Source organism: Variovorax sp. 160MFSha2.1 (genome assembly GCF_048305075.1).
Lineage (GTDB): Bacteria > Pseudomonadota > Gammaproteobacteria > Burkholderiales > Burkholderiaceae_C > Variovorax > Variovorax guangxiensis.
In genome coordinates this window covers 5,548,017-5,563,882 of record NZ_CP157624.1, presented here as the reverse complement: position 1 = coordinate 5,563,882, position 15,866 = coordinate 5,548,017, and the positions used below count along the sequence as shown (strand labels likewise).

The following is a 15,866-nucleotide window of genomic DNA, read 5'->3' as shown; positions in this document are numbered from 1 at the left end:
CGCGCAGGAAAACCAAACCACCAAATTCCTCCCGAATTGGACGAAACGATGCGTACAGCCGGTCGATACCGAGCGGCCGCAACAGACCTGAAACTGGAGAACCCTGAATGAAGAAAACCCTCACGGCATTCGCTGCCCTGGCCGTCTGCGGCCTGGCTTGTGCCCAATCGTCCGTCACGTTGTTCGGCGTCGTGGACGCCGGCCTGACCTACCAGTCGACGACCTCGCGCGACACCACCACCGGCGCGTCGGTCAAGCAAAGCAAGACCAGCCTGGGCAACTCCGGCTACAACTCCAGCCGCATCGGCTTCCGCGGCACCGAAGACCTCGGCGGCGGGCTGGCCGCGAGCTTCTGGCTCGAAGCGCCCATCACCAACGACGACGGCGCCACCGGCATCTCCACCTTCGCGCGCCGCTCCACCGTGAGCCTGTCGGGTGGCTTCGGCGAACTGCGCCTGGGCCGCGATTACACGCCCACCTTCTGGAACGACACCGTCTTCGACCCGTTCGGCACCAACGGCTCGGGCACCAACGTCATCAGCACCGTCAGCGGCAACACCACCCTCAACAACGCCAACTACGTGCGCGCCAGCAACTCGATCGGCTACTTCCTGCCGCCGAACCTGGGCGGCTTCTACGGCCAGTTCCAGTACGCGCTGCACGAGAACGCCAGCACCGACGCCACCAGCACCACGGCCGCCTCGAGCAGCAGCGCTGGCCGCTACGTGGGTGGCCGCTTCGGCTACGCCAACGGCCCGCTGGACGTCGCCCTGGGCGTGGGCCGCAGCACCGTCGTGGACACGACCGCGCTGCAGCGCAGCGTGCAGACCATCAACCTGGGCGCCTCGTACGACTTCGGTCCCGTGAAGCTGTTCGGGGAGCTGTCGAACGTGAAGAACAAGTTCGACTACGCGGCAGTGGCCGACACGCACGACAGCTACAACGGCTACCTGATCGGCGCGACGGTGCCGGTGGGCGCGGGCCTGATCCGCGTGGCGTACTCGCAGGTGCGCTACAACGAAGGCGCGGCCGGCATCACGGGCGAGGACCCGCTGGCGCGCAAGTTCGCGATCGGCTACGTGCACAACCTGTCCAAGCGCACGGCGCTGTATGCGACGGTGGCGCGCGTGAACAACCGCAACGACGTGAACTACACGGGCAGCCTGGTGTCGGCCAGCACCACCGGCTACGGCAGCACGGGCACCAGCTACACCGGCCTGCCGCGTTCTTCCACCGGCTACGACTTCGGCATCCGCCACGCGTTCTGATCGCGTGAGGATGTGACGGGGCAGCGCGGCCGCCGCAGAGGCGCCGCGCTGCCCGTTCCGGCCGCGCGCAACGGCTTGCGCGGTCTCCGGAACACGCTGCACTCGGGAGGGAAGCTCAGGGCAGCGAGGAGAAGGTGCCGCATTTCAAGGCAGTCAAATGAACAAACAGATATTCGCGATCGCGCGCTGGTTGCGCGCGTCCGTGTTCCTGCTCGTCGCGTTCGGGTCGCTCACGGCGGCGCAGGCGCAGAACAGGATCGAGTCGGTCACGGGCTCCTTGCAGGCAGGCAGCGAAGTGCTGCGTGTCGATTTCTCCGAGCCGCTGGCCGCAGCGCCCAACGGCTTCGCCATCCAGTCGCCCGCGCGCATCGCGCTCGATTTTCCGGGCATGCGCAGTAGCCTGGGCCGCGAGGCCATCGAGATGAACCAGGGCAACCTGCGTTCCGTGAACGTGGTGCAGGCGGGTGAACGCACGCGCCTCGTGCTCAACCTGAAAGAGGCCACCGCCTACAAGACCGAGGTGCGCGGCAAGTCGCTGCTGGTGTCGCTGCAATCCGCGGCGGGCCCGGCTCTGGTGGCCGCCACGCCCTTCGAATTCGCGGAGAACCGCAACCGCGACGTGCTGCCGCTGCGCGACGTCGACTTCCGCCTGGGCACCGAAGGCGCGGGCCGCGTGATCGTGAGCCTGCCCAACGACCAGGTCGGCGTGGACATCCGCCAGCAGGGCAAGAACCTCGTCGTCGAATTCACGAAGTCGCTGCTGCCCGAGGGCCTGAACCGCAAGCTCGACGTGGCCGACTTCGGCACGCCCGTGCAGACGGTGAGCATGCAGCAGGCCGGCGACCGCGTGCGCATGCTGATCGAGCCGCGCGGCGACTGGGACCACAGCGCCTACCAGAGCAACAGCCAGTTCGTGGTGGAGGTGCGCCCGCGCAAGGTCGATCCGACCAAGCTGACGCAGGGCGTGGGCTACAACGGCGAGAAGCTGTCGCTGAATTTCCAGAACATCGAGATCCGCTCGCTGCTGCAGGTGATCGCGGACTTCACCAGCTTCAACATCGTCACCTCCGACTCGGTCACCGGCTCGCTCACGCTGCGGCTGAAGGACGTGCCGTGGGACCAGGCGCTGGACATCATCCTGGAGGCGAAGAACCTCGGCATGCGCAAGAACGGCAGCGTGCTGCGCATCGCGCCCGAGGACGAACTCAACGCCAAGGACAAGATAAAGGCCGAGGCCCAGGCCACCTTGCAGGGGCTCGAGCAACTGCGCACGCAGTCGTTCCAGCTCAACTATGCGAAGGCGGCCACGGTGGCGCAGGGGCTCTCCGGCACCGGCACGAGCGCCGGCGGAGGCAGCGGCAGCTCGGGCGGCGCGACGCGCATATTGAGTTCGCGCGGCAGCGTGCTGGCGGAGGTGCGCACCAACCAGCTCTTCGTGACCGACATTCCCTCGCGTCTTTCGCAGGTGGCCGAACTCATCCAGAAGCTGGACGTGCCGATACGGCAGGTGCTGATCGAGGCGCGCTTCGTCGAGGCGACCGACACCTTCAGCAAGTCCCTGGGCGCGAAGCTGGGCGGCGGTTTCGTCAACGCGAACTCGTCGGTGGGCGTGACGCCTTCCGTGAGTTCAAGTACCACGAGCGGCGTGACGACCACCACGAGCACCAACACCTATTCGAGCACCAGCTTCGTCAACCTGCCGGCGACCAGCACGACGGGCGACGCGGTCGGCACCTTCGCGCTGTCGCTCTTCAACTCGGGCCTGACGAAGATGCTCAACCTCGAGATCTCGGCGCTGGAAGCGGACGGCAAGGGCAAGGTGGTGTCGAGCCCGCGCGTGGTGACGGCCGACCAGACCAAGGCACTGATCGAGCAGGGTACCGAGCTGCCCTACCAGGTCGCGACTTCGAGTGGCGCGACGTCCATCGCCTTCCGCAAGGCCAACCTCAAGCTGGAAGTGACGCCGCAGATCACGCCCGAGGGCAACATCATCCTGGCGCTGGACGTCAACAAGGACACCGTGGGCCAGTCGACCACCGCGGGCTATGCCATCAACACCAAGCACATCCAGACCGAAGTGCTGGTGGAGAACGGCGGCACCGTCGTCATCGGCGGCGTCTTCGAGCTGACCGACACCAACTCGGAATCGCGCGTGCCGGTGCTGGGCGAACTTCCGATGGTCGGCGCGCTGTTCCGAACCCGCAGCCGGGTCAACAACAAGACCGAGATGCTGATCTTCATCAGCCCGAAGATGATTTCGGATCGGAACGCGGCGCGGTGAGCCGTGTCGGCCCGGTCCATGTACCGGGCCATGTGGGAGCCTTGCGCGGCTTCTTCAGGCGGCCCGCGATCGAACGGGAAGCGCCCGGCTCATCGGCTGCCGTCGGCTAGCCGTGGACGGCCAGGCGCAGGATCTGGCGCAGCCCTTCGATGATCAGAGACAGCAGGGCGCCAGCGAGCCCGCTCCAGAAAAGCCATCGCTCCTTCCGCTCGGAGACACCGAGCGAGTCTTCGATTGCCCGAAGCCGCCTGGGCTGCGCTTGCAGCCGCCGTCGCGCGGGCTCGTGCTTGCGGTGTCGCTCGCGGTGATCGGTGCGAGGGTCGATCGGCTGTAGCTGCCGCCCGCGGCAGGTTCGCGCCGCGTGCAGGTGTCGCTGCCGGCCAAGAAGATGCCGAAGGCCAGCGCACCGAAGGCCAGCAGACCCGCGATGCGCGGCAGCCAGGAGGACTTGCGGGAACGCGCCGTGGCAATGGAAGAAGACTGCGTCCTGCCGTCCCATCGGGCCCGCACGGTGAGCTCCGGAGGGAAGCCCTGCGCGTGCGCCAATGCCGGCAGGCCGTCGAGGCGGAAGGCGCGCAGTGCCGCGAGGGACTCGCGCGAGGCGCTGTGTGGGTTGCGATACCTGGGACTGTTCATGACCCGTATCGTGAATTTCAAAGGGGGAGAAAAATTGGATGGCCGCGCTGCGCTGCGCTGCGCTGCGCTGCGCTGCGGCCATCCTGCGCACTAGAAGTCGAGCTTGGCGCTCAGGCTGAAGGTGCGCGGATCGCCGGGCTTGATGTAGTTGTCGTACTGGTATTCCCAGTAGCGGCGGTTCGTCACGTTGTTGATCGCGGCGCGGAAGGTCGTGCTGTGGCCCGCGATGCGCGTCGTGTAGCTCGCGCCGATGTTGGCGACGGTATAGCCCGGCAGGTTCAGCTGGTTCGATGCGTTGAGCATGGTGTTGCCCGTGTACTTCATGTCGGCCGAGAGCTTCAGGCCCGGCACCTGCGGCACGAGGTACGACACTTGCGCGGTCGCCACCAGCTTGGGCGCGCCCGCCACACGGTTGCCGATGTAGCTGCTGCCGCGCTCGTACGAGCTGTCGAGCAGCATCAGGTTGCCGCCGATCTGCCACTGCGAACCCAGCCAGGTGGAAGCGCCGACTTCCAGGCCCTGGTAGATCGACCGGCCGTCCTGCACCAGCACGTTGGAGCTGTTGGCGTACTCGGCGCCGCGCTCGATGCGGAACAGCGCGGCAGTCGCGCTCCAGCGGTCGTGCTCGGTCTTCACGCCCAGTTCGTACTGCTTGCTCTTCAGCGGATTGAGCAGCTGGCCGTTGTTGGCGTACATGGTGCTCACCGTGCTGCCCGGCTCCAGCGACTCGACATAGCTGGTGTAGAGCGTGGTGTCGGGCGCGGGCTTGTACATCAGCGCGAGCGTGGGCGTGATCACGCCGCTCTTGCGGTAGCTGGAGTTCCGCGCGCCGGTGGTGTCGTAGCCGATCTGTTCGTAGGTGGTGCTGCGCAGGCCGGCTAGCACCGACCACCTGTCGGACAGCTTCAGCGTGTCGCTCGCGAACAGCGCGCGCTGCGTGATGTCGCTGTTGCGGTAGGTCCTGAAGTCGGTAGAGGTGGCGTAGCTGTTGGTGTTCTGGCCGAAGATGCTGCCGGTGCCGATCAGCTGGTAGACGGCGTTGCTGCTGTAGTAGTTGGCCTGCTTCTGCCACGAGGTGCCCAGCGTGATCCGGTGCTCGAAGTCGCCGGTGCGCAGCTTGCCGTTGACCATCGCCTGCCACTGGTTGAAGCGGTGGCCCTCGGCGCTGTCGGAGCGGTAGTCGTCATAGCTGCCGCCGGCGTCCTGCAGGTAGGCGATGCCTTCGTTGCGGCTGCGGGTGGCGCTGCTGTGGCTGTAGCTGGTGCTCAATGTCCAGTCGGGCGCGAGCTGGTACTGCAGGCCGGTCGAATAGAGCCTGAAGTCGGTATTCAGGTGCTGGCCCGGGCCCACCAGGCGTTGGTCGTTGGCGCTGATGGTGGAGGGCAGCTGCGTGCCGGTGTAGCTGCCGAGGTAGATCGAGGGCGTCTGGCCGGAGGTGTTGCGCTTCTGGTAGAGCGAGTCGAAGGTCCAGGTGAGCTTGTCGGTGAGCTTCGCGTCGAGGCCGAGCGACACCGAGTTGCGGCGCACGTTGCCGTCGTTGTAGGTCTTGCCTTCCTCGTGCGTGGCGTTGAGCCGGTAGCCGAAGCGGTTGTCGGTGCCGAAGCGCCCGCCGAGGTCGACGTGCTCGCTCCAGATGCCTGCGGTCTTGTAGCCGACCTCGATGCTGCGCACCGGCTGGTCGGTCGGCTTCTTCGTCACGTAGTTGACGATGCCGCCCGGCGCGCCGAAGCCGTACATGAAGCCCGACGAGCCCTTGAGCAGCTCGATCTGCTCGAAGTGTTCGTAGGGCAAGGTGATGGCGTAGCTGAGGAAAGGCTGGCCGTTGATGCGGTAGCCGTTCTGCCAGTCCAGCGGCAGGCCGCGCACCGTGATGTAGCTGGCCCAGGCGCTGTAGGCGCCGCTGTTGTCGGACACCGACGCGTCGAGCGCGAACACGTCACCGAGCTTCGACACCTGGCGCTCGGCCATGTCCTCGCCTCGGACCACGCTGGTGGAGAAAGGCGTTTCCAGCTGCGAGCGCGCACCGAGCGCGCCGCTGCTCACCTTGGCGCCCAGATGCTGCTGCGTGCCGTCCTGCGATTCGGCCGTGACGGTCACCGTCGGCAGCGAGGCGGAGGCAGCCGCTTCCTGCGCGTGCGTGCGCCCGACCAGCGTGGCGGCCCACAGCACCAGCAGCGTGGCTCGCGCGGGCGGGCCGAACGGGCTGCGCCGGAATGAAACCGGGGAGGGAGAAGAAGGAGATAGGAAGGAGGGAAAGGAAAGGACCGAGGCTGCGGCGGCGGATTTCTTGCGTCCGGGGTTCAACGTTGACTCACTCTGTAGATAAGAATGAATCTCATTTTCGCGATGAATCTGGCAGGAATATTGGAGCTTGCCCCTTCGGCGAGTACGGTTTGACCTCCTGTCCGTTGTCCGCCGCTCAGTGCCCGTTGCCCGGCGAGGGCGCCAGCCCGCGCTGCTTCAGGAAGTCGTAGAGGCTGACCGCCAGCACCTGCGCGATGGGTATCGGCAGCGTCACGCGCAGCACCGCGGCCCGGTGTACCGGGCACCGGTCGGAGCTGTGGTCCACGCGGCTGGCGTCGAAGGTGATGTGCACGCAGCCCGCGTTGACCCAGTAGCCCGAGACTTCGTCCGCGAACACCTGCGGGGCGTGCAGGTCGTCGATGTAGGTGGCTTGCGGGGTCTGCTGCTGTTGCTGGGACATGGTGGCTCGGTGTTTGCGTGAGCCCCGATGATCGACACCAATCTCGTAGAAAAAATGGTGCCCCGGCCCAGCCCCCGGCACCCTTGGCGTCTTCCTCAGACGATCCTCACCGACAGCTCCGGCAGCCGGTCGATGTGGATCTGGATCAGGTCGCCGCGCACCACCGGCCCGACGTTCTCCGGCGTGCCCGAGTAGATGATGTCGCCCGGCTTCAGCTCGAAGGCCTGCGACAGCCGGCTGATCTGCTCGGCCACCGACCAGATCATGTGCCTGAGCGTGGCGTTCTGCTTCGTCTGTCCGTTCACCTTGAGCCAGATCGCGCCGTCGCTGAAGTGCCCGACCTTCGCCACCGGGTGGATCGGCCCGACGGGCGCCGAGTGGTCGAAGCTCTTGCCGATCTCCCAGGGCTTCTTCTGGTCGCCCATCTCGCGCTGCAGGTCGCGGCGCGTCATGTCCAGGCCAAGCGAGTAGCCGTACACGTGGTCGAGCGCTGCGCTCGTCGCGATGTTGCGTCCGCCCTTGCCCAGCGCCACCACCAGCTCGACCTCGTAGTGGTAGTTCTTCGTGAGCGTGGGGTAGGGATGGTCGGCCACCACGCCCGGCGTCACCACCTGGATCGCATCGGCGGGCTTCTGGAAGAAGAAGGGCGGCTCGCGGCTCGGGTCCGAGCCCATCTCGCGCGCGTGCGCCTCGTAGTTTCGGCCGATGCAGTAGATGCGCCGCACCGGGAAGACCTGGTCGCTGCCGACGATCGGAATGGTCGACGATGCGACGTCGAACGGCGTGGCGGCCGAGCGGCCGGCCCCGGCGGGCAGAGCACAGCCGGCGATGGCACCGGTGGCCATGGCGGCGGAACCGGCCAGCAGGCCGCGGCGGGAAGTGATCATGGGCATGTGTCTCCTTGGTCTTGTGGATGGACGTCGTGCGCCGTGCCTCTCACGGCCGATCGATTCTGGAAGGGCGCATCGCGTGGCGATGGTGCGCATCTATGCAAAAACAGGACATAACCCACCGGAAGGCGCCGCCGATCGGCTGCGGCGCCTCACCGCGCCGCGAAGGGCGGCAGCCGCCTCGGGATCGTCTGGGCCTTCACGATGGAGGTGTTGGTCTCCGCCCTGGCCGCGATGCGGTCGAGGATGCCGTCGAGCTGCTCGAGCGACTGCAGATGGAGCCGCGCGACGAAGCAGTCTTCTCCCGTGACCTTGTCGCACTCGCAGAACTCGGGCGTGCCCGCGATCAGCTCCTGCACCGCCTTCAGCTGCCCCGGCAGCGGCCGGATGCGCACGATGGCCTGGAACTGATAGCCCAGCGCCTTCGGGTTCAGCTCGAGAGTGTAGCCGCGGATCACGTCGCGCTCCTCGAGCCGGCGCAGCCGCTCCGACACGCTGGGCGACGACAGCCCCACGTGACGGGCCAGTTCCTTCAGCGACATGCGCGCATTGCCCGAGAGGGCCAGCACGATGGCTTCGTCGGTTGCGTCGAGTATTTTCCTGTTCTCCGGTGCAAGGGCATGGACGCCTTCTTTTCGAAGGCCATCAGTGGCTTTCGCCTTCTTCGCAGCATATCCATGCGACACGATCCATGGCACTCTTGTTTCCCCTGAACAGCGGCGACAACGGACGGACATGCAGACCCAGCTTCGCGGCGCGCTCGAGATGAGCGCGGCCATGGCGATCTCGGGAACCATCGGCTGGTTCGTGGTGCGCTTCGACCAGCCCCTGTTCGACCTGCTGTTCTGGCGCTGCGTGTTCGGCGCGGTGACGCTGCTGGTCGTGTGCCTTGCGCTGGGTCTGCTCCAGCGGGGCCTCGCGCCGCGCAAGTTCGCGCTGGCCGCATTCGGTGGCGTGGCCCTGGTGGTCAACTGGGTGCTGATCTTCGCGTCCTTCTCGCGCGCATCGATCTCGATCGCCACGGCGGTCTACAACACGCAGCCCTTCATGCTGGTGGCGCTGGGTGCGTTGCTGCTGTCGGAGCGGCTCACTGCGATGAAGGCGATCTGGCTGTGCATCGCGTTCGCCGGCGTGGTGCTGGTGGCGCAGGCCAAGCCGGGCGGCGGCGCCGATGGTTCCACGTATTTCATCGGGGTGCTCATGGCGCTGGGTGCGGCCTTCTGCTACGCGGTGGCCGCCTTCGTCGCGAAGAAGCTCGACGGCATCGCGCCGCACCTCATCGCGCTGATACAGGTGTGCGTGGGCATCGTGATGCTCGCCCCCTTCGCGAACCTGAAGGCGCTGCCCACCGACGCGGCCACCTGGGGCGTGCACCTGACGATGGGCGTTGTCTACACGGGGCTGGTGTTCGTGCTGCTGTACGGCGCGCTGCAGAAGCTGTCGACGCCGGTGGCGGGGGCGCTCTCGTTCATCTATCCGCTGGTGGCGATCGGTGTCGACTACGCCGTCTTCGGACAGCGGCTGGGCGCGCTGCAACTGGTGGGCGCAGCGGCCATCCTGATCTCGGCGGCGGGCATGACTTTCGGATGGACCCTGCCGGGCCTGCCGAGGCAGGTGCCCGCCGCCGGAAAGAACTGATCCAGCGTCTTCGCTTCGCTCAGGATGCGGCGGTGACGCCGCTGCTGCGCCTGAAGAGCGTGCCAGCCGCCCGCTTCACCAGCAGATAGAACAGCGGCACGAAGAAGATCCCCAGCGCCGTCGCGGCCAGCACGCCACCGAACACGCCCGTACCGATGGCCACCTGGCTCGCCGATCCAGCGCCGGTGGCCAGCGCCAGCGGCACCACGCCGGCCAGGAAGGCCAGCGAAGTCATCAGGATCGGCCGCAGCCGCAGGCGCGCGCCTTCGGCCACCGCGTCGAGCAGCGGTATGCCCCGGCGCAGCGCGGCTTCGGCGAACTCGATGATGAGGATCGCGTTTTTCGCCGACAGCCCGATGGTCGCGAGCAGGCCGACCTGGAAGTAGATGTCGTTCGAGAGGCCCCGCAGCGCCGCCGCGATCACTGCGCCGAGTACGCCAAGCGGAATCACCAGCATCACCGAGAACGGCACCGACCAGCTCTCGTACAGCGCCGCCAGGCACAGGAACACCACGAGGATCGACAGCGCGAACAGCAGCGGCGCCTGCCCGCCCGACAGCCGCTCCTGGTACGACAGGCCGCTCCACGCATGGCCGGTGCCGTGCTGCTTCTTCGCGATGGTCTCGATGGCCGACATCGCCGTGCCCGAGCTCGTGCCGTGCGCGGCCGCGCCCTGGATCTGCACCGCCGGAAGGCCGTTGTAGCGCTCCAGCTGCGGCGCGCCTTGCGACCAGCGCGTGGTCGCGAAGGCCGAGAACGGCGTCATCGCGCCGGTGGCGCCGCGCACGAACCACTGGCGGATGTCGTCCGGGTCGGAGCGGTAGGGTGCGTCGGCCTGCACGTACACGCGCTTGACGCGGCCGCGGTCGATGAAGTCGTTGACGTAGCTGCCGCCCCAGGCGATGCCCAGCGTGGTGTTCACGTCGTCCAGCGACAGCCGCAGGGCCGAGGCCTTGAGCTGGTCGATGTCGATCTGCAACTGCGGCGTGCCGGCCACGCTGTTGGCGCGCACCGATTGCAGCCGCGTGTCCTTGCCCGCGTCGCGCAGCAATGACTCGCGCGCCTGCACCAGCTTCTGCGCGCCCATGCCCGAGGTGTCCTGCAGCCAGAACTCGAAGCCGTTCGACTGCCCCAGCCCCTCGATGGGCGGCGGCACCATGCCGTAGACCTCGGCGTCGCGCTGCTGCCTGCCCAGCGCTGTGCCGGCACGCTCGACGATGGCCTGGGCGCGCTGGTCGGCATGGCCGCGCTCGGACCAGTCCTTGAGCGAGACGAAGGCCATGCCCATGTTCTGCCCCGAGCCGCCATAGCTCCAGCCCGAGAGCGTGAAGATGGTGTCGGTCGTGTCCTTCTCGGTTTCGAGGAAGTGCCTCTCGACCATGCGGTTCACCGCATCGGTGCGGCCAATGGTGGAGCCCGCCGGCAGCGTGAGCTGCACCATCACGCTGCCCTGGTCTTCCTCGGGCAGGAAGCCGCCGGGCAGGCCGAGGTACAGCAGGCCCATGCCGGCCACGATGGCCGCGTACACGGCCGCGAAGCGCAGCGGCTTGCGCAGGATGCGGCCCAGCAGGCCCACGTAGCGGCCCTGCGCGGCGTCGAAGCGGCGGTTGAAGGCGCCCAGAAAACCGCGCGTGCGCGGCGCGTCGCTGGCCCGCAGGAAGCGTGCGCACAGCGCCGGAATCAGCACGATGGCCACCACCACCGACAGCGCCATCGACGCGATGATGGTCACCGAGAACTGCCGGTAGATCACGCCCACGGAGCCGCCGAAGAAGGCCATCGGCAGGAACACCGCCGAAACCACCACCGCGATGCCCACCAGCGCGCCGGTGATTTCCTGCATCGACTTGATGGTGGCGGCCTTCGGGTCCAGCCCTTCCTCGTGCATCACGCGCTCGACGTTCTCCACCACCACGATGGCGTCGTCCACCAGCAGGCCGATGGCCAGCACCATGCCGAAGAGCGTGAGCACGTTGATCGAATACCCGAAGGCCGCGAGCACGCCGAAGGTGCCCAGCAGCACCACCGGCACGGTGATGGCCGGGATGACCGTGGCGCGCCAGTTCTGCAGAAACAGGTACATGACGACCACCACCAGCGCGATGGCCTCCAGCAGCGTCTTGATGACCGACCTGATCGAGATCTTCACGAAGCGCGTCGTGTCCTCGGCGTAGGCCACGCGCAGGCCGGCGGGCAGCGAGGGCTCCATCTCGGCGATGCGAGCCTTCACCGCGCTGGCGGTGGTCAGCGCGTTGGCGCCGGGCGCCAGCATGATCGCGGCGCCTGCGGCGGGGTGGCCGTTCAGGCGCGTGGTCTCGGCATACGACTCGCTGCCCATCTCCACGCGCGCCACGTCGCCCAGGCGCACCACGGCGCCGTCGGCCTGCGTCTTCAGCACGATGTCGCGGAACTGCTCCGGCGTCTGCAGCCGTGACAGGGCCGTCACGGTGGCGGTGAGCTGCTGCTTCGCGGGCGAGGGCCGCGCGCCGATCTCGCCGACCGACACCTGCGTGTTCTGCGCGGCGATGGCGGCGGTCACGTCAGAGGGCATCAGCTGGTAGCTCGCGAGCCGGTGCGGATCGAGCCAGATGCGCATCGCGTACGAAGCGCCGAAGGCCTGCACCGAGCCCACGCCGTCGACGCGGCTGATGGGATCGCGCAGGTTGCTCGCCATCCAGTCGGCCACGTCGGTGTCGGTGCGGCGGTCGGTCTGGTCGTAGAGCGCGACGATCAGCAGGAAGTTGTTCTGCGACTTCGCAACCGTCACACCCTGCTGCTGCACCGCCTGCGGCAGGCGGCTGGTGGCCTGGCTGACCTTGTTCTGCACCTGCACCTGGGCGGTGTCGGGGTTGATGCCCTGGCGGAAGGTGACGGCGATCTCGGCCCAGCCGGCCGAGCTGCTCGTCGACTTGAAATACAGCAGCCCGTCGATGCCCTTGAGCTGCTGCTCCAGCACCTGCGTGACACTGCTTTCCACCGCCTGCGCCGAGGCGCCGGGGTAGTTGGCCGAGACCACGACGGTGGGCGGCGCGATGTCCGGGTACTGCGAGACCGGCAGCGTGCGGATGGCCACGCCGCCGGCCAGCATGATCAGGATGGCGATGACCCATGCGAACACGGGCCGCTGGATGAAGAAGTTGGCTATCACGGGTGTTGTCTTTTCTTCAGTCGGCCGAGGCGGGCGTCGGCGCCGCCGATACCGGCACCGGCTTCACCTTGTCGCCCGGGTGCGCGCGCTGCAGGCCGTCGACCACGAGCCGGTCGCCTTCGCGCAGGCCGCCGGTCACGATCCACTGGTCGCCCGAGGCGCCGCGCACTTCGAGCGCGCGCAGTTCGACCTTGTCGTCCTTGCCCACCACCAGTGCGGTCGGCTCGCCCTTGTCGTTGCGCGCCACGCCGCGCTGCGGCGCGAGCACGGCCTGCCGTTCGACGCCGGCCTCGACCTGCGCGCGCACGTACATGCCGGGCAGCAGCAGCCCCTGCGGGTTCGGAAACTCCGCGCGCAGCGTGACCGAGCCGGTCGCGGCGTCGACCGCCACTTCCGTGAACTTCAGCGTGCCGGCGTGCGGGTAGGGCAGGCCGTCTTCCATGCGCAGGCTCACGCGCGTGCTCGCAGGCGCCATGTCGCCCGAGATGAAGCGGCGCTTGAGCCGCGTGAGTTCGAGGCTGGACTGCACCACGTCGACATAGATCGGGTCGATGCGCTGGATCGTCGCCAGCGCCGTGGCCTGGCCCGGCGCCACCAGCGCGCCCTCGGTCACGCTGGAGCGGCCGATGCGGCCCGAGATGGGCGCCTCGATGCGCGTGAATTCGAGGTTGATGCGCGCCGCCTTCAGGGCAGCCTGCGCGGCCTTCACGCCGGCCTGCGCCTGCACGAGCGCGGCCTGCGCCTCCTCGTGCTCCTGCCTGCTCACGGCATTGGCCTTCACCAGTTCGCCGAATCGCTCGGCCTTGCCGCGCAGGCTCGCGATACCGGCCTGCGCGGTCGCGAGCGCGGCCTGCGCCTGCTCGTGCGCCGCTTCGAAGGGGCCGGGCTCGATCTCGTACAGCACCTGGCCCGCGCGGACCATGCTGCCTTCCTCGAACAGGCGCTTGCGCACGATGCCGTTGACCTGCGGGCGCACGTCGGACACGCGGAACGCGGCCGTGCGGCCCGAAAGCTCGGTGTGCACGGGCACATCGCCCGCGTGCATCGCCATCACGCCGACTTCGGGCGGCGCGGTCTCGGTTTGAGGGGCCTGCCGGGCGCCGCACGCGGCGAGCACGAGCAGGGAGAGGGGTAGAAGCAGAAGCTTGAAAGTCATGGCCGTCCGGAAACGCGCTGCGGCGCGAGCCGGGATCGCCCGGGTCGCGCGTCTGTGTTGATTTGCACTGTTATGGTGCATTCTGCCTGCCGTGTTGCGTCGCAACATGAAGGGTTCCTGAGGCTTCCTTGGGGAAGCGAACGAAAAAAGCCCATGCGGGCGAGAGCCCGCCGCCACGTCGATCCGTGGCAACGGGCCCTGCCGCATGGGCCGGGCGGGCTGGCTGGCTCGGAGCTAGCTGGCGCTTTGCTGTCGCCGTCCCAGCGCGAACACCGAGTTCGGCGCGTCGACGACGAAGGGCTTGCGCGTGGCGGGCTGGCCGCTGGGCGAACGCCGCACTTCGCTGCGAACCGCCGCCTGCACACCCTTGGCCTTCTGCTCGTCGACCAGGCTCTGCAGCGAGATCGACTTGAGGAACTCGACCGCCCGCAGATTCACGGTGGCCCAGAGTTCGTCGATCTCGCAGCGGCCGGCCTCGCCCGGCGCGTCGGCATCGCGCTGGCGGGTGGTTTCGGCATCGTGGTCCTCGATCGAGAGGACGATGTCGGCCACGGAAATCTCGGCCGCCTTGCGGCTGAGCGAATACCCGCCGCCCGGGCCGCGGGTCGATTCGACCAGGCTGGCGCGGCGCAGCTTGCCGAACAGCAGCTCCAGGTACGACAGCGACACGCGCTGGCGCAGGCTGATCGAAGCCAGCGTGACGGGGCCCGAACGCCCATGAAGGGCGATGTCGATCATCGCGGTGACCGCGAAGCGGCCTTTGGTGGTGAGACGCATGGGATGTTCCTTCCTTTTCTTCCTTCGTGGGGAATCACTCGTCCCGGCCGCCGGCGATGCCCAGCAGGGCCAGCAGCGACTGGAAGACGTTGTAGATGCTGAGATACACACCCAGCGTGGCGGAGATGTAGTTGGTCTCCAGGCCGTCCTTCACGCGCTTGAGGTCGTGCAGGATGAAGGCCGAGAAGATGCCGATGGCCAGGACCGACAGCGTCATCATCAGCGCGCTCGACTTGATGAAGAAGTTGGCGATGCCCGCCACCAGCAGCAGGATGGCGCCGATGAAGAGCCACTTGCCCATGGCCGACAGGTCGCGCTTGATGACCGACGACAGCGTGGCCATGCCGAAGAAGATCGCGCCGGTGCCGGCGAAGGCCGTCATCACCAGGCTGGCGCCATTGGCCAGGCCGAGCACGGTGCCGACCAGGCGCGACAGCATCAGGCCCATGAAGAAGGTGAAGGCCAGCAGCACCGGCACGCCGGCGGCCGACTCCTTCGTCTTCTCGATGGCGTACATGAAGCCGAAGGCGCCGCCGAGGAAGACCATCAGGCCGATGCCCGGCGACATGGCGCGCGAGAAGCCGGTGGAGACGCCGATCCAGGCGCCGAGCACGGTCGGCAGCATCGACAGCGCGAGCAGCCAGTAGGTGTTGCGCAGGACGCGGTTGCGCTCCTGCGGCGAGGCGATCGGCAGCTCGATGCCGTCGTGATAGGTGGTAGGGCTGTTGTTCATTCTGTGTTGATTCCTTGAAGCTGGACCGGCGCCGGGTGCGCGCACTGGATGGCGCGCGCAAAGGGGCACAGGGCCGTGAATGAGAGAGATCAGGTAGCGGCGGTTGCGATGCGGGTGCCGCCCGATGGCGGCCGGCCCTGGTCACAACAGGGGAGCGGGAGCCATGGCGGCTCCCGGTCGCGAAGGCTTTTGGGGCCTAGGCGACGAGGGACGCGGCGCGGGGTGGCCGCTTGGGTCGCGCCAGGAACGGCGAGACGATGGTGGTCAGGCCGAGTTTCGGCGGCTGTTCCGTGAAGCGCAGCAGCGCGGGCGCGCCGTTGCGTGCATCGACCAGCTCGGCGTGTTCGGAGCCGGCTTCATCGATGGAGAGGGCGTCGTCCGATGCCTTGTCGGCATCGCCTGCCGGCTTCCTGGCTTCGGAGAGATCGGAGATGTCTGAGAAGGCGACGCTGACGATCAGCGTCTGGGTCGCCTGTGCCGCCTGTGGTTCGGCATGCGAATGGCCGGCACCGAGCATGTTGTGGGCAAGCACGGCGAAGCCGTAGCAGGACAACATGATTGCGAGGACGGTAGCGGCAAACCAGCGGGACATGTAGGGGTATTTTACCTGCCGCGCCGGGCCTTTCTTCGCGGCG

13 protein-coding genes are annotated in these 15,866 nt (G+C 67.7%); 3 read left to right on the top strand and 10 right to left on the bottom strand.

What is annotated here, in order from left to right; all coding sequences use genetic code 11:
• Positions 1 to 107 precede the first annotated feature (107 nt).
• Both ABL838_RS25445 and pilQ read left to right on the top strand, forming a co-directional pair.
• The gene (locus ABL838_RS25445) at positions 108 to 1,268 is read left to right on the top strand and encodes a porin (RefSeq protein WP_184642193.1); all 1,161 of its coding nucleotides are present in this window, start codon (positions 108 to 110) and stop codon (positions 1,266 to 1,268) included.
• Between the two features lie 157 nt (positions 1,269 to 1,425).
• A complete protein-coding gene (gene pilQ / locus ABL838_RS25440) occupies positions 1,426 to 3,549 on the top strand; it encodes a type IV pilus secretin PilQ (protein ID WP_418122463.1) in 2,124 nt (707 codons plus the stop codon).
• Positions 3,550 to 3,702: 153 nt separating this feature from the next.
• Here the strand turns inward: pilQ and ABL838_RS25435 are convergent, their stop codons facing one another.
• From ABL838_RS25435 to ABL838_RS25415, 5 genes are all read right to left on the bottom strand, one after another.
• Entirely contained in the window at positions 3,703 to 4,185 is a 483-nt protein-coding gene (locus tag ABL838_RS25435) for a hypothetical protein (protein ID WP_418122462.1), read from the bottom strand.
• A gap of 90 nt (positions 4,186 to 4,275) precedes the next feature.
• Positions 4,276 to 6,360 (bottom strand): TonB-dependent siderophore receptor, encoded by a 2,085-nt coding sequence (locus ABL838_RS25430; protein ID WP_418125911.1) that lies wholly within the window; start codon positions 6,358 to 6,360, stop codon positions 4,276 to 4,278.
• A gap of 244 nt (positions 6,361 to 6,604) precedes the next feature.
• On the bottom strand, positions 6,605 to 6,889 hold the full coding sequence (locus ABL838_RS25425) for a hypothetical protein (RefSeq protein ID WP_126024978.1): 285 nt from the start codon (positions 6,887 to 6,889) through the stop codon (positions 6,605 to 6,607).
• Between the two features lie 95 nt (positions 6,890 to 6,984).
• A complete protein-coding gene (locus ABL838_RS25420; protein ID WP_418117714.1) occupies positions 6,985 to 7,776 on the bottom strand; it encodes a fumarylacetoacetate hydrolase family protein in 792 nt (263 codons plus the stop codon).
• A 155-nt stretch (positions 7,777 to 7,931) separates the two neighbouring features.
• Positions 7,932 to 8,321: an Lrp/AsnC family transcriptional regulator gene (locus tag ABL838_RS25415; protein WP_418125910.1), complete on the bottom strand. Its 390-nt coding sequence runs from the start codon at positions 8,319 to 8,321 to the stop codon at positions 7,932 to 7,934.
• 193 nt (positions 8,322 to 8,514) lie between these two features.
• Between ABL838_RS25415 and ABL838_RS25410 the strand changes: the two genes are divergently transcribed.
• Positions 8,515 to 9,417: a DMT family transporter gene (locus ABL838_RS25410; protein WP_418122461.1), complete on the top strand. Its 903-nt coding sequence runs from the start codon at positions 8,515 to 8,517 to the stop codon at positions 9,415 to 9,417.
• Between the two features lie 19 nt (positions 9,418 to 9,436).
• On the opposite strand, the gene ABL838_RS25405 is transcribed toward ABL838_RS25410, so the two are convergent.
• The 5 genes from ABL838_RS25405 to ABL838_RS25385 form a co-directional block, all read right to left on the bottom strand.
• Entirely contained in the window at positions 9,437 to 12,565 is a 3,129-nt protein-coding gene (locus ABL838_RS25405; RefSeq protein WP_418122460.1) for an efflux RND transporter permease subunit, read from the bottom strand.
• Between the two features lie 16 nt (positions 12,566 to 12,581).
• A complete protein-coding gene (locus tag ABL838_RS25400; RefSeq protein ID WP_184642206.1) occupies positions 12,582 to 13,721 on the bottom strand; it encodes an efflux RND transporter periplasmic adaptor subunit in 1,140 nt (379 codons plus the stop codon).
• A gap of 234 nt (positions 13,722 to 13,955) precedes the next feature.
• Positions 13,956 to 14,498 carry an Rrf2 family transcriptional regulator gene (locus ABL838_RS25395; RefSeq protein ID WP_418122459.1) on the bottom strand — a complete coding sequence of 181 codons (543 nt, stop codon included), beginning with the start codon at positions 14,496 to 14,498 and terminating at the stop codon, positions 13,956 to 13,958.
• A 34-nt stretch (positions 14,499 to 14,532) separates the two neighbouring features.
• Positions 14,533 to 15,231 carry a Bax inhibitor-1/YccA family protein gene (locus ABL838_RS25390; RefSeq protein WP_126024971.1) on the bottom strand — a complete coding sequence of 233 codons (699 nt, stop codon included), beginning with the start codon at positions 15,229 to 15,231 and terminating at the stop codon, positions 14,533 to 14,535.
• Positions 15,232 to 15,427: 196 nt separating this feature from the next.
• Positions 15,428 to 15,823, bottom strand: a complete 396-nt coding sequence (locus tag ABL838_RS25385) for a hypothetical protein (RefSeq protein ID WP_240650806.1) — start codon at positions 15,821 to 15,823, stop codon at positions 15,428 to 15,430.
• Between the last annotated feature and the right edge of the window lie 43 nt (positions 15,824 to 15,866).

Coding starts and splice junctions, on each gene's coding strand:
- ABL838_RS25445 (WP_184642193.1), top strand. CDS start 108: ATGAAGAAAACCCTCACGGCATTCGCTGCCCTGGCCGTCTGCGGCCTG.
- pilQ (WP_418122463.1), top strand. CDS start 1,426: ATGAACAAACAGATATTCGCGATCGCGCGCTGGTTGCGCGCGTCCGTG.
- ABL838_RS25435 (WP_418122462.1), bottom strand. CDS start 4,185: ATGAACAGTCCCAGGTATCGCAACCCACACAGCGCCTCGCGCGAGTCC.
- ABL838_RS25425 (WP_126024978.1), bottom strand. CDS start 6,889: ATGTCCCAGCAACAGCAGCAGACCCCGCAAGCCACCTACATCGACGAC.
- ABL838_RS25420 (WP_418117714.1), bottom strand. CDS start 7,776: ATGATCACTTCCCGCCGCGGCCTGCTGGCCGGTTCCGCCGCCATGGCC.
- ABL838_RS25415 (WP_418125910.1), bottom strand. CDS start 8,321: ATGTCGCTGAAGGAACTGGCCCGTCACGTGGGGCTGTCGTCGCCCAGC.
- ABL838_RS25410 (WP_418122461.1), top strand. CDS start 8,515: ATGCAGACCCAGCTTCGCGGCGCGCTCGAGATGAGCGCGGCCATGGCG.
- ABL838_RS25400 (WP_184642206.1), bottom strand. CDS start 13,721: ATGACTTTCAAGCTTCTGCTTCTACCCCTCTCCCTGCTCGTGCTCGCC.
- ABL838_RS25395 (WP_418122459.1), bottom strand. CDS start 14,498: ATGCGTCTCACCACCAAAGGCCGCTTCGCGGTCACCGCGATGATCGAC.
- ABL838_RS25390 (WP_126024971.1), bottom strand. CDS start 15,231: ATGAACAACAGCCCTACCACCTATCACGACGGCATCGAGCTGCCGATC.
- ABL838_RS25385 (WP_240650806.1), bottom strand. CDS start 15,823: ATGTCCCGCTGGTTTGCCGCTACCGTCCTCGCAATCATGTTGTCCTGC.